Annotated in this window: 12 protein-coding genes; 5 read left to right on the top strand and 7 right to left on the bottom strand. The window is 55.6% G+C overall.

Features of this window, described 5'->3' with window-relative positions:
- Positions 1-17 precede the first annotated feature (17 nt).
- Positions 18-221, bottom strand: coding sequence for a hypothetical protein (locus CU100_RS04690; protein ID WP_146141796.1), 204 nt, complete (start codon positions 219-221; stop codon positions 18-20).
- Between the two features lie 840 nt (positions 222-1,061).
- Here CU100_RS04690 and CU100_RS04680 point away from each other — a divergent pair.
- From CU100_RS04680 to CU100_RS04665, 4 genes are all read left to right on the top strand, one after another.
- Positions 1,062-2,114 (top strand): type III polyketide synthase, encoded by a 1,053-nt coding sequence (locus CU100_RS04680; protein WP_106715332.1) that lies wholly within the window; start codon positions 1,062-1,064, stop codon positions 2,112-2,114.
- Complete coding sequence (locus tag CU100_RS04675; RefSeq protein ID WP_106715331.1) at positions 2,111-2,617, top strand: isoprenylcysteine carboxyl methyltransferase family protein; 507 nt, start codon at positions 2,111-2,113, stop codon at positions 2,615-2,617. The genes CU100_RS04680 and CU100_RS04675 overlap by 4 nt, the downstream gene beginning before the upstream one ends.
- 49 nt (positions 2,618-2,666) lie before the next feature.
- Positions 2,667-4,148: a DHA2 family efflux MFS transporter permease subunit gene (locus CU100_RS04670; protein WP_106716012.1), complete on the top strand. Its 1,482-nt coding sequence runs from the start codon at positions 2,667-2,669 to the stop codon at positions 4,146-4,148.
- Between the two features lie 113 nt (positions 4,149-4,261).
- Positions 4,262-5,035, top strand: coding sequence for an alpha/beta fold hydrolase (locus CU100_RS04665; RefSeq protein ID WP_106715330.1), 774 nt, complete (start codon positions 4,262-4,264; stop codon positions 5,033-5,035).
- A 104-nt stretch (positions 5,036-5,139) separates the two neighbouring features.
- On the opposite strand, the gene CU100_RS04660 is transcribed toward CU100_RS04665, so the two are convergent.
- The 6 genes from CU100_RS04660 to CU100_RS04635 all read right to left on the bottom strand — a co-directional run bounded on the left by CU100_RS04660 (position 5,140) and on the right by CU100_RS04635 (position 12,662).
- On the bottom strand, positions 5,140-5,601 hold the full coding sequence (locus CU100_RS04660; protein WP_245418913.1) for a hypothetical protein: 462 nt from the start codon (positions 5,599-5,601) through the stop codon (positions 5,140-5,142).
- Between the two features lie 652 nt (positions 5,602-6,253).
- Entirely contained in the window at positions 6,254-7,252 is a 999-nt protein-coding gene (locus tag CU100_RS04655; RefSeq protein ID WP_106716010.1) for a bile acid:sodium symporter family protein, read from the bottom strand.
- 170 nt (positions 7,253-7,422) lie between these two features.
- The gene (locus tag CU100_RS04650; protein WP_106715329.1) at positions 7,423-8,220 is read right to left on the bottom strand and encodes an inositol monophosphatase family protein; all 798 of its coding nucleotides are present in this window, start codon (positions 8,218-8,220) and stop codon (positions 7,423-7,425) included.
- Positions 8,221-8,248: 28 nt separating this feature from the next.
- A complete protein-coding gene (locus CU100_RS04645; RefSeq protein WP_106715328.1) occupies positions 8,249-9,310 on the bottom strand; it encodes an ABC transporter ATP-binding protein in 1,062 nt (353 codons plus the stop codon).
- Positions 9,307-11,535 (bottom strand): ABC transporter permease, encoded by a 2,229-nt coding sequence (locus CU100_RS04640; RefSeq protein WP_106715327.1) that lies wholly within the window; start codon positions 11,533-11,535, stop codon positions 9,307-9,309. The genes CU100_RS04645 and CU100_RS04640 overlap by 4 nt, the downstream gene beginning before the upstream one ends.
- 98 nt (positions 11,536-11,633) lie before the next feature.
- Positions 11,634-12,662, bottom strand: a complete 1,029-nt coding sequence (locus CU100_RS04635) for an ABC transporter substrate-binding protein (RefSeq protein ID WP_245418912.1) — start codon at positions 12,660-12,662, stop codon at positions 11,634-11,636.
- 195 nt (positions 12,663-12,857) lie between these two features.
- Between CU100_RS04635 and CU100_RS04630 the strand changes: the two genes are divergently transcribed.
- Positions 12,858-13,865, top strand: coding sequence for a LacI family DNA-binding transcriptional regulator (locus CU100_RS04630; RefSeq protein ID WP_106715325.1), 1,008 nt, complete (start codon positions 12,858-12,860; stop codon positions 13,863-13,865).
- Positions 13,866-13,868 lie beyond the last annotated feature (3 nt).

Raw genomic sequence — 13,868 nt, 5'->3', positions numbered from 1 at the left:
CCAGCCAGTGAGTCGTGTCACGCCGCGCAGCTGTCATATTGCATAAGCAGTCGCTCGTAGTGCAACGGGTAGTTGATGCGAACCCATTCAGTGGCGCCGCGCAAATATGCGATTTCGACCACACGGTTGAGATCAGCTTCCAAGTCGTGGACTTTGTGCTCCAACTTATCGATCCGACTGGTAGTTGCCACCGCATCTTGATCTATTGTGCTATTTGTCATCTTCGTTTCTTCCATCGTTTCGGTTTTGGCTATGGACGAGCGTGGTTTGCATTGCAAAGCCCGTTGCAGACTTGTTGTTCAACGCGTCGCTTCGCTCCGTTATGTCTCTTGCGACCGTCGTTCTGGTCAAGAACAACAACTACTACACCTTGGCGTGCCTTTTTCTGGTATAAGGGTTATTTTAAATGGAAGAAATTATACATCGCGTTTGATTAGGTATACTCTTGTGTAGAGCCGAGAGGCGATGCTGCTCCGCACGAACCGGCAATCGCCGTCAAAAGCAAACCAACAAAGATACTGCCGAAAGACAAAAGACCGTCCGGGAGGGGCTCGGACGGTCTTTTGCGGGCCAGCGTTTGGCCGCGCTTCAACGGGCGGAAAACGTTGAAGTATGGTAGCCGGGGGAACTACCAGCCTGTCGGTGTGGGTGACAGCGCATTGGAAGGAATACATCGATGCCGATGAGTGCGTAAGTATACGTTGGTATACTGCGATTAAACCAAAGCCCAATCTCAAATTCTCCACGGAGAACGCAGCGCGTCTTTCGCGAGGTGAGTTCACAACATCTATCTTCACTTCTTGCCTCGAGCCCTTCTGGGAAGCGGCCGGTGGCGGGGTTCAGATAGAGTTACACGTCCTAAACCAATGTATAATACGCGCATGATCGTGCTGGTACTACTTCAAAGCTGAGTTCAACTGCACCGGATATTTCCGGCTTTGGAGTAAGTCATGCCAAGTGTCCGCACCGTGCAACTACCGTCGAACAGACATGCCTTTCAGGGTCGTGATGGCAGCACCTTTGCAGCATCGAGAGCGTCGGCACTACCGGCAGGAGTATCGATGCCCGGAGCCGTGAAACTGGTCTCCGTCGCCACAGCCGTGCCCGCTCACATTATTGAGCAACGTGACGCCGCTGTCGCCGCTCATCAAGCGTTTTCGGCGCGGTTCAGGGACTTCGATCGTCTGGCAAAGGTATTTGAAAGTTCAGGCATTCGTAAGCGCTACGCCGTCAAACCGTTAGAATGGTATCTGCAGCCCTTGGGATGGCCTGAAAGAAATGCTGCTTATATCGAGGGAGCGAGCAGTTTGTTCGTCTCGGCGGCCATCAGCGCCTTGGAGAAGGCGGGTATCAGGGGACATGAGGTGGATACCGTGGTGACAATTTCATCAACCGGTATCGCGACTCCAACGCTGGAAGCGCGCGTGGCTCGCCAAGTGGGATTTCGCGACGATATCGAGCGCGTTCCCGTGTTTGGCCTGGGCTGTGCGGGTGCTGTGTCGGGGTTTTCCATTGCTTCGCGACTGGCAGCATCAAGACCTGGAACGATCGTCTTGTTGGTTGCTGTTGAACTGTGCACATTGGCATTCCGAATGGACCAGCTTACCAAAGCCAATATAGTGGCGAGCGCGCTTTTCGGTGATGGCGCGGCGGCATGTGTTCTTGCGGTCGCAAACGAGGGAATCGCCGCGGTGGAAATGTCTGGCCAGCACACTTGGCCCGACACACTCGGCATAATGGGATGGAGCGTTGACAAACAAGGGCTCGGCGTCATTTTTGATCGCGCTATTCCACCCTTTGCCGAACAGCACATCGCCCCTGCTATTTCCGAGATCGTCGGGCGCTCAGGACTCGCACTTAGTGATATCGATCGGTTTGCCTGTCATCCCGGCGGGGCGAAAGTTCTGGTCGCTTTAGAGGCGGCGCTTGGCCTTGGTCAAGGCGCTTTGAACCATGAGCGCGACGTATTGGCCGAGCATGGGAATATGTCGGCACCCACGGCGCTGTTCGTTCTGCAGCGTCTCATCGAAGCGGGTTTGCCATCGCGCACCTTGCTTACCGCCATGGGACCGGGCTTCAGCGTCAACTGTGTTTCACTGAAGAGAGCAGCATGATCGCGACATTTGCGCTACTTGGCTTCGTTACTCTCGAGCGTCTTGGCGAACTCTTGCTGGCAAGGCACAATACGAGAACTCTCATCGCAAAGGGCGCCTACGAAGCTTCGCCCGGTCACTACCCGCTCATCGTTGTTGTTCATGCCGTTTGGCTAGCAGGGATGTGGGTCTTCGCCGGCGACAGGCCTATTGCGGCAGAATGGTTTGCTGTTTTCATTTTGCTCCAGGGGATGCGATTGTGGGTCCTCGCAACATTGGGCGAACGCTGGACTACACGCATCATCGTCTTGCCCGGACGGCCTCTTGTAAGGACCGGACCGTACCGTATCTTTTCGCATCCAAACTATGTCGTGGTAATCGGAGAGATCGCAATTCTCCCCTTATGTTTCGGGCTTGTCTGGTATTCCCTCGTCTTTTCCCTCATCAACGCCCTTGTTCTTGCGGTAAGAATCCGGACGGAGAATTCTGAGCTTTTGGAGCTGCGCCGTGACGCGGGGGCCTGACGCGGACGAAGCTCAGCCAAGTCGTTCAACCTGGCTCAGCTTCTTCGCGATGTGCATCGGGATGTTCATGGCCATTCTCGACGTTCAGATTGTGGCGACGTCGCTGCCGACCATCCAGGGCGCTTTGAACATCAATCCGGATCAAATGAGCTGGATACAGACTGCGTATTTGATTGCAGAGATCATTGCTATTCCACTAACGGGATTCTTGACCCGCCTGCTTAGCATGCGCCGGCTTTTCGCATATGGTGCATTGCTGTTTACCGCAGCTTCCGTCGGATGTGCACAGAGCGAAAGTTTCAATGCCTTGCTCCTCTGGCGGGCCATACAGGGATTTTCGGGCGGTACCTTGATCCCCACTGTTTTTTCCGCGGTTTTCCTGTTGTTTACTCCTAGACATCAAAACGTTGCCACGACAGTCGCCGGTGTCGTTGCAGTGATGGCTCCCACTGTCGGCCCGATCGTAGGTGGGTGGATTACCGAAACGTACTCCTGGCACTGGCTGTTCCTGATCAATGTTGCCCCGGGGCTGTTAGCAGCCGCATTGGCAGCTTGTTTACTCCCGCGCCAGACATTCGAGTTGAAGCACTTCCGTTCAATTGATTTCAGGTCGTTGGCAATGATGGCCACTGGTCTTGCAGCGCTGGAGATAGCTTTGAAAGAAGCCCCGCAACGCGGTTGGTCGAGCTCGGTTGTCCTGTCGCTTTGTGCATTCAGCATGATCACTCTGACCGCTTTTACCCTCCGGACATGGTACTCGCTTACGCCCCTTGTCGACTTGCATAATTTCAAAGACCGTAACTTTGCCCTTGGCTGCATTCTGAGCTTCGTCCTGGGATTCGGCCTATTCGGGTCGGTCTATCTCATGCCGGTGTTCCTAGCTTACGTCAGGGGGCGCAACGCCTTGCAAATAGGCGAGACTATGCTTGTGACTGGTATGGCGCAGCTCATGATTGCGCCCTTAGCAGTCATGCTTGAACAGCGCCTCGACGCCAGATTGCTTTCGACCATTGGTTTCCTGTCATTCGCGATTGGCCTTGGGTCGAGTTCCCTGCAAATTCCGCAAACCGATGCTGCCGGGATGTTCTGGCCGCAAGTCGTGCGAGGCATGGCAATCATGATCTGCCTCCTTCCGCCAACGCGCCTCGCGCTTGGCAACATCCAAGACGAGCGGATACCGGATGCCAGCGGTCTGTTCAATCTGATGCGCAACATAGGCGGCGCGATAGGGTTGGCACTGGTGGACTCGGTGATCTACACCCGGTCGGCCACGCACGGTGTCGCAATCGTAAATGGTCTCCTGGCCGGCGATGCACGAACGCAGGCGTTCGTTGGGATGGCTCCTGGTGCGGCCGCGGACATGTCGGGCAAGATTGATCTGATTGCTCAGACTATTTTCAACCCGATGATAGTAAAGGCTGCGCTGGTCCAGGGCATCAACGATGCTTGGGCCGTGCTTGCGCTAATTACCCTCGTACCTTTGTTGTTGATCATGCTTGCCTACCCGATTCAGCCGAAAGCCCGCCTATGATTGATTGAGGAAGCCGCCAGCCGCACCCAGACTATACGCATGTATAATCGATAATAATCTTTTCACACGCTAATCACAAAGGAGATCAGACCAAACAATGCTGGAGGCATGACATGACTATGAACAGGCGGGCATTTTCGGTTGCCCTCGCCGCTGGCGCGGTATCGTTGATATCTTCCCGTGGCATGGCGGCGCGGACGCCCCCAGCCTTGGCTCGGAACGTCGTCCTCGTCCATGGCTTGTTTGCAGATGGATCGTGCTGGTCGGAAGTGATTGCTCGCCTTCAAGCCGCCGGGATCAATGTTACGGCCGTTCAAAACCCCTTGACGACGTTGCCTGAAGCGGTGGCATCCGCTGAGCGGGTGCTCGCCCAGCAGGATGGCCCGACGGTCCTCGTCGGACACTCGTTTGCGGGAATGATCGTTACAGAGGCAGGTATGCATCCAAATGTTTCAGCACTCGTCTATGTTGCGGCAAGGGCGCCGGATGCGGGTGAGGATTACCCGGCGCTGGCGAAGACGTTCTCCACGCCCCCTGCCACGGCGGGCATTGTATTCAATGGTGACGAGGGGCGCTTGAGCGAAATTGCGTTCCTACGCGATTTTGCCGGTGACCTGCCTGAAGCAAAGTCTCGAGTGCTTTATGCAGTACAGCAACCATTTCAGAAAGCTCTTCTGGCGGGCCGGACGACCCAAGCGGCATGGCGGTCCAAGCCGAGCTTCTATGCGGTCTCTACAGAAGATCGCACGATAGATCCGGACCTGGAGCGTTTCATGGCCAAACGCATGGGAGCCAAGACGATTGAAGTGAAGGCGAGTCATCTGTCGCTGATCTCAAAACCAGACGAGATCACTAAACTCATCCTCGAAGCGACCGGGCGCACATAGCTAGGGGACGTGAGCAAGTGGCGTCGCCTATAAGAGCCGCTTAGCACCGTTGCTTCGTCCGCTCCGGTGCACACTCCCGAGTCACCATTGTGTTCGGTGTTGAATCAGCCCGCTGCCAAAGGGGCAATTTCGCGCCGCACGTCGTGTAGTGCTGTATCACAAAGGCGGGCGTTACCGGCCCTGTCGGCCTCGCGAGCTCGCGCTAGTCCCGCCAAGGCGTGTTCGCCTTCCGCCCCCTCACCAGCTTGTGCCTCCGCATGCGCGATCGACTGAGGTGTAGGTTCGTGATGGAGACCCGCAAATTGGCTCTCGGGGAGTGTAGGTCCAGCTCCGGCAGTGGCTTCAAGTACAGCGTCGACCCGCCCCTGAAGGGCTTCAATCTCTTTAGTACAGGGACCCGCGTGTGCGGTCGAAACAAGCTCCAAAGCGACGACCGCCTGGACGCCGAATACGATGGCGAAAACGCGGGCCAAACTTCGGGATTTGGATTTCGACGCGTGTGAGACTGACCTTGCATCACGGGTACACATCGCAGCAGCATTCTTTGGATTTAGCAGATCGGTCAAAGCCTGGGTCCTTCCCACTGGTTGAATCGAGCACTTGCAGAATGTCAATATGAAGCAAACTAGCGCTCCCGCACTGAATGTTCCATCATACCGACGTGCCGGTAAATAACCGGGTTGTTTGAGTGAGTTATACGTTGGATTGATATTGACGGTTATGTTACGTCGCCAGAGAATCGGGTTGCTAAAGTGGCCCATCGGAAAGGACCACGGCGCTCCGGCTGCCGGAGGTCGAGGACAGGATCAAACGCTTGCACCAGACGCCGCAAAAAGCATCCTGTTCGAAAGCTCTTCTAGAAAAGACTTGAAGCCGGAGATCGGCGCCGTCTTCAAGTTCGCTAGATGAACTGCCAGTTCCTTCGGACGCATGGTCAGCAGTTCAGTGTAGCCTTTCGCGTCGACGGTCGTGTCAAGCGCAGAGCGGGACGCTCGGCGATCAGCTTGCCGCCAGGCATGTACGCCAACTGATTGTCGTCAGACGCTTGGCGAGCATCCAGCCACCATCCGCCGCGAGGGCGCCGCGATGGCCCCAACTGGCATCAATGGTACTCCGCTCAGGACGATCAAAATGGAGAAGATATACATCATTCGTAATGATGGGGTCAGGTGTTCGAGTCACCCAAGCGGCACTATCTTCACGCCTTCCAAAAAAAGTCTACGAGACAGGCACGTTCTCCACCTCGGCCTCTTTTATGAACTTCGCTCTTGCATACCGGTGGGCAATGGAGGCGCAGACGATAAGCTGTATCTGGTGAAAAAGCATGACCGGCAGGATGATGCTGCCAATGCTGCCCCCGGCAAAAATCACATTTGCGATCGGGAGTCCGCTCGCCAGGCTCTTTTTTGACCCACAGAATGTGATTGCGATTTCATCCGGGCGGGAAAATCCAAGCAGGCGGCTGCCATACATGGTAGCGGCAAGGACGATCGCTAGGATAGCTATGTCAATAATTATCACCACGGCCAGGTCCCGTAAGGATGTCGTTTGCCACAATCCTTCATTTACGGATTCGCTGAACGCCAGGTACACCACCATCAAGATCGACCCGCGATCGACCGGCATGAGGATCTTGCCTTTGCTTCGGATGTAATTTCCAATCCAAGGTTGAAGCACCTGGCCCAAGACAAAGGGCGCCAGCAACTGCAGGAGAATGGCCTGGAGTGCGTCTAGCGAAAAGCTTGTATGTCCGCCCGCAGTGAGCAAGATGCCTGCCAGCAAGGGCGTCAGGAACATGCCAAGGATGTTCGAGGCCGACGCGGCACAGATCGCGGCCGGGACATTGCCGCCTGCCATCGATGTGAAGGCGATCGATGACTGTACCGTTGATGGCAACACGCAGAGAAAGATTATTCCGGTATAAAGTGAAGGCGGCAATATCTGGGGGACCAGAGCGCTCGTGGCCAATCCCAACAAAGGGAACAGGATGAAGGTCGCAGCCAATATCGTGAGATGCAGTTTCCAGTGGAAGAGACCTGCGACGACCACTTCGCGTGATAGCCTCGCTCCGTGCAGGAAGAAGAGCAGCGCGATCGCGAGCTTTGTTGCCGTTCCGAAATAATCCGCCGCAACGCCGCTAATCGGTATGATCGAGGCGAGAAACACGGTCGCTAAAAGAAGAAGGGTGAAGGTATCCGGTAGGAAACGTGACTTCATTATTATTCCGGTCAGCAGGTGCTGCAGGGTTGCTGACATGCGGCAGTTCGGCATGTCTTTGACGGAATGATCTTGCGGTTCTTGAAAGCAAGATCGATAAAAAGGAGATAACATCAAATGCCGGGATTGTCCCTTCACTTATCCGCGCAATCTTGGAAGGCTTCGTAAATCTACAGTCCTGCGATGGCCCGCAGATCATTGACGGCACCACTGGCGGCGGCGAGCACCGGTGATCCCTTGGTAAGACCATCACCTTGCACGGGGAATGGGTGGTGCCAGCCGCCGGCCTCCTTGACCAGGCAATAACCGGCCAGACAATCCCAAGCATGCATATGAGGCTCGTAGTATCCCACGAGGCGTCCGGCGGCCACATATGCCAGCATGAGCGCACCGGAGCCGTTACGTATAAAATTACCACCGGCGTCGAGGAGTTTCTCGACTATCGAAGCGACCGCGGCAGGCGTCACATGATGATTGGCACCGATACCTGTCACTGCGTTGCGGATATTGCGACTCTCATCAAGCCTGAGCGACTTGCCATTCAATGTCGCACCCATTCCCATGGCCGAGGCGTAAAGTTCATCGTTGCAGGGAACATAGATCACACCAATGGCAATTTCTTCGCCTCGCAGCGCTGCGATCGAGATGCACCATGTGGGCATTCCGTTAACGAAGGGACTGGTCCCGTCAATCGGATCGACAACCCAGGTATAATCGGACGTGCCTGCGCTGACGCCATATTCTTCACCAATAACAGCATCACCCGGAAAGCTTGCGGCAATCCGGCTGCGTATCAACTCTTCCACTTCGCGATCGGCGATGGATACCACATCCTGCGCATCCGCTTTGGTTTCAATCACCAGCCGTTCACGCGCATTGAAGTAACGAAGGGCGATTGCGCCGGCTTCGAAGGCCATGCTTCGAGCTAGCGCGAAACGTTCCTGAAGTTCATTCGCGGGCAATGTCATGAAAATAATTCCTTTAAAATCGAGATGTTCAATTGTCGATAATGGCAATACCACGGGGGTGGAAACCGATACTGACATTCGTTGCGGGTGTAAGGTTTCTGTCCACAGCGGGGTCCACAACGAAGAGCGTGCCTGCCTCGGTTTCAACTTCGTATTCTACGTGGTCGCCGAGATAAGCGGCATGCCGGATACTGCCGGGGAATGCCGCGGCCTCGGCAGCATCGAGTGTAATCGCGTTGGGCCTGACGGCGATCTTCGCCGGGCCAGGCCGCGCACTCCGGCCAGGAACTGAGTGCTCCAGTCTGGCAACCCGGATAATTGCCTGGCCGCCGTCGCTCCGCAGGACTTCGCAAGGCACCACATTGGCCTCGCCGATGAAATCGGCAATGAATGACGAAGCTGGCGCTTCGTAGAGTTCCCGCGGCGAACCCTGCTGTGCCACGGCGCCGTCCTGCATGACGACAATTCGATCTGAAACCGCCAGCGCTTCTTCCTGATCATGGGTGACATAAACGGCAGTAAAACCGAGCCGTTGCTGCAACTCTCGGATCTCCGTGCGCACGCGTCGGCGCAGGCGAGCGTCGAGGTTCGATAGCGGCTCGTCCAGCAGAAGAACTTGCGGTTCGAGCACCAGTGCGCGCGCAACAGCGACCCGCTGCTGCTGGCCACCCGAAAGTTCTGCCGGTAGCCTTTGCCCATACCCGGCCAGTCCGACTTGCTTCAATCCGTCCTCGGCGCGAGAGCGGGCTTCATTCTTGTTCATCTTGGACGATTCAAGCCCGTACACGACATTCTCGAGCACTGACATGTGCGGGAATAGTGCATAGGATTGGAACACCATGGAAACATCCCGCTCATTGGCGGGCAGCATGGTGACATCCTTGCCACCGATGAGAATGCGCCCGGAGGTCGGATGCTCAAGTCCTGCCAGCATTCGCAATGTCGTCGTCTTGCCGCAGCCGGAAGGTCCAAGCAACGTTACCAAAGTACCGGGCTCAATGTGGAGCGAGAGGCCATGGATTGCGGTGAAGGTCCCGAACTGCTTTCTGACATTGTCGAAAACGACGGATCCGTTGCTGTGAGTCGTCATGATGCGGCCTTTTCTTGGGGTGTGGCAGATGGCACGAAAGCTGTCGCGACCCGGTTTTCGCGACGCAGCCTGCGTTCCCCCACCAATAGTTGGAAAAATGTGATGATGACGATCATGACAATGATGAGCATCGACGAGTATGCAACGGCAACACCGTATTCACCATTCTCGACGAGCCCCACGATGTAGGATGTCGCCATGTTGTATTCGGCACTGACCAGAAATATCACAGCGCTGATGGATGTGACCGCCCGTACGAACGAATAAACGAGAGCCGCGACGATTGCCGGGCGAAGCAATGGCAGGATCACTTTGCGCATCGTCCGGAAACTTGTGGCGCGCAGTGTCAACGAGGCTTCGTCCAGGCTTTTGTCCAATTGGCTCATCGCTGCCACACCGCCTCGCACGCCGACTGGCATGTTACGAAAAACGAAACACGCAACGAGGATAAGCGCCGTGCCAGTCATCTCCAGCGGCGGCAGATTAAAGGCCATGATATAGCTTATGCCGATTACGGTGCCTGGAATGGCAAAGCTCATCATCAGCGCAAATTCGAACACGTTGCGCCCGACAAATCGCTGCCTGACAATTAGATAGGCGGTCAGGAGCCCTACTGCTGCCGTCAGCGGCGCTGAGATCAGGGCGATCTCGATAGTTGTCCAGAAGGAATTCCATGCGACCCCGGTCCAAGCGAAAGCGCCATTCTCAAAGGTGAACGAGAATGCGCGGCGATAGTGCTCGAAAGTCAGCGTATTATCGAGGCCCCAGGTACGCACGAAGCCACCGAAGAAGATCATTCCATAGATCACGAGCGTGAACAAAACCCAAGGTATTACAACTGCGTGAATGCCGATCGAAAGGGGCCTTGGCAGTGCGATATGAGCGCCGGAGTCGCCTTTCCCTGTGACAGTCGCAAAGCTCTTCCCCGCAAGCCACACCCGTTGCGCGAGGAACGCCGAAAGTGTGAAGAACAGGAGGATGATTGCCAGGACCGCAGCACGCGACGGGTCATTTTGTGAGCCGACCACCGCGAAGAATATCTCGGTAGACAGTACGCCATGGCTGCCGCCAAGCACCAGCGGGTTGCCGAAATCTGCCATGCTCTCGATGAATCCAATCAGAAATGCATTGGCGAGCCCGGGCTTCATCAACGGCAGGGATATCTTCCAGAATGTGCGCCAACGGTCGGCACGCAAGGTCTGCGATGCTTCTTCCATGGACGGGCTGACACCCTCGACGACACCAATGAGTACGAGAAATGAGATTGGAGTGAACGACAGTACCTGTGCAATCAAGATCCCGGTAAGGCCGTAGAGCCAACGCCCAGGCTCGATGCCGAACAAATTCGAGAGTTGCTGCGTTACCACGCCGGCACGACCGAACAGGAGGATCAGTGCGAGCCCGATGACGAATGGCGGCGTGATGATCGGCAATATCGTTAGAAGCCGCAAACCCTTTTTAAACGGGAAGCGCGTGCGTGTTGCAACGAGCGCAAAACAAAGACCAACCATAGTCGAACCGAAGGCGGCGAGAATGGCAAGTAGCAGGGTCCGCCAAGCTATGCCACAGCGACCGCCGCCGATTACACAATCAAGACTCCAGATGGATGGATCCTGTATATTGCGGACGAAGCCGGATGGATCGAACGAGCCATCAAAGCTCTGGAAGGCACCAATGAACATGCTGCCCACCGGATAGAACACGAATATACTTACCAGGAAAATCAGAAGAGCGATCGAACTGATGACAAATGCGTCGCCGCGAAGAACACCCCGCTCCGCGAGACCGAAAGAAGACATCAGGATGAACGACAACGCGACCAATCCAGCCCCGGCTCCCATCGAGGGTTGTCCCTGCTCCAGGGCACCAAAAAGACTCTCGCTGATTGTCCAGGTCCAGCCAGTGAACCCGATAGCAAGGCCCTGCAATACGAGAAAGACAATACCAGCGGCACCCGCAGCGACCAGCAAGTGGGAACGGAACGACGAAACTCTGAACGCTCTCGCCGCGAGGCCGGCGGCGAAGATGAGTGTGATGATGGCAAGCGTCCAGCGGCCATGACTGATAGCTTGTACGAGGGCTGGACCCTCGGCAGACCCGGCAGGGAAATTACTAACCCAGTCCAAAGCGAAGAAGCCGCTTTCAATTCTGTACCAAGGCACGGCGACCAAACCGGCCAAGCCAATTCCGAGCGCAATACTAAGTCTTCGGTCGCTACGTTCCATCACGCCACTCGCCGTTGCAATTCATGAAAGATATTGGTGGCCGATCGCACGTCCGGATCCTCTGTGAACCCGAACGCGCATCGCAAAATGCCAGAGGATCAGTTGGCGCTTGCGCCGATCTCCCTGTCCCAGCGATCGAGCAATTCCTTCCGCTTGTCAGGGTCGCCATACGTTTTGAAATCGTAATCGATCAGTTTTATGTCCTCGAATTTTGGCGCTTCTGGCGGGACAGTTGCCGATTTATTTGAAGGCAATTGAAACGACTTTGCCTCCTTCATGTGCGATTGTACCTCGGCAGTCAAAGCCCAGTCATACCACTTCTTGGCCGCATCGAGATTTCGCGCGCCCTTGACGATCGACATCGATCCGATTTCATACCCAGTACCCTCGCAAGGGGCGACCGCCTTGACCGGAAAACCTTCCGCAATTTGGGCAACGGCATCATGCATGAAGACGATGCCAAGCGCCGTTTCTCCACGTGCGGCCGCCTTCACCGGAGCGGAACCCGACTTGGTATATTGCGAAACATTCGCGTTCAATTGCTTGAGATAGTCGAAAGCTTTGTCCTCGCCCATGATTTGTACAAGGGAAGCTAGCGCCGTGTACGCTGTTCCGGATGAATTTGGATTGGCAATCTGGATTTCACCCTTGAAAGATGGGTCGACGAGGTCCGCCCAGCACTTGGCTTCTTTCAGGCCCTTTTTCTTGACGATCTCCGTATTATAGCCCCAGCCGAGCGCACCGGCGTAGACACCTACAGTCTTGTAGCCAGCACTTTCTGCCTGCTTCTTGGCCCAATCCTGCAATTGCTCGAGCATTGGAGACTTGTATTCCTGCGTGAGACCTTCTGCTGCAGCTTGCAGATGCGGATCACCCGTGCCTGCCCACCAGATATCGGTCTTGGGATTGCGCGCTTCAGCCCGGATTTTGGCGTAGGTTTCCCCGGAAGACAGGCGAACCATGTTAACCTGAATACCGGATTCCTTTTCGAACATGCCCTTCATCAATTCACAGATGACGACATCGGCCGAACAGATCAGGTTTAGGTTCTCCGCAGCGCGCACTTCGGTTGGTACAATTTGAAAACCGACAGCGAAGGCGGCGGCTATGGCCAATGTGGAACGCATGTTTATCCTCCCTTTGAAAAGCGGCACCTCCATGCCGACGCTGTTTTGCAAGCGTGTGCAAAACTTCTACATGATTCATGCGCTTGTCAAGTCCGCAAGCGACTTTAGCTCACGTATAAGTCAATTATGACGGTTGCAGCGTCAAGCACACCCGTGCAATATGTGCTTGGAGGAGCAACCTTATGATCAAAGCCAGTGACTAAAACATTTGTCAGCGCCGACGACGTGGCCAAGCGCGCCGGCGTTTCCAGATCCGCGGTATCTCGTACATTTACTCCCGGCGCCAGTGTGTCGGACGAAACGCGCCAGCGCGTCATGGAAGCCGCTGAAACATTGGGCTACCACGTCAATCAGCTTGCGCGTGGTTTGATGCGCAGCGAAACCGGAATCGTCTGTCTCGTTGTCTCGGAAATGGATACCCCATATCGTTCAAAGTTGGTCCGGGCCCTGACCCACGAACTTCAAAAGGCAGGCAAAATTTCGATGCTGCTCAATGCCGATCGTTCGGACGGCAGCGTCGACGCCGCGCTACGCCAGACGCTGCACTATCGCGCGGATGCCTCCATTCTGCTGTCTGGCCTGCCTGACAAGGCCATTACCAAGCTTTGTCTCGACAGCGGTCAGCGCATTGTTCTGATTAATCGCGACGATGACATTGACGGACCGCTACGGATAAACATCGATGACAAACAGGCCGCGAGAGTAGCGGTAAGCGCGTTCTTGCGTGCGGGCTGCCGCCGCCTCGCGCTAGCCAATTCCGATGTTGGAACACCAAGTCTGATGGCGAGGGAACGTGGCTTCGTTGCGGCCGCGGCGGACTATGGGTTAGATGTGATGGTTGTGCGCCATGGCAACACGATTTATGAAAGCGGCCGCCATATCGCACAAAGTCTTTTTGCGCGGCTGGACCCGCCTGATGCAGTCTTCTGCGTCAATGACTTGATGGCGTTCGGGCTGATGGATGGCGCGCGGCATGATTGCGGTTTGCGAATCCCGGAGGACGTCTGCGTCATCGGTTTCGACAACATAGAACAGTCGGCTTGGGCTTCCTATGAACTGACGACGTTCTCTCAGCCGGTGGACGCTATCGTCGAAAACAGCGTCGCTTGGCTACGTCCCGGCAATGATAGCGAGAGTATCCGTACGATCGAGCTTCACGCGCCGATTGTCTGGCGAAAATCCATCGCGCGCAAGGTGTCATGAGAG

Origin of the sequence: Phyllobacterium endophyticum (genome assembly GCF_003010935.1) — a bacterium.
Classification (GTDB): Bacteria; Pseudomonadota; Alphaproteobacteria; order Rhizobiales; family Rhizobiaceae; genus Phyllobacterium; species Phyllobacterium endophyticum.
Note: the sequence above shows the minus strand (reverse complement) of the source record. Positions and strands in the feature narration are given on the sequence as shown.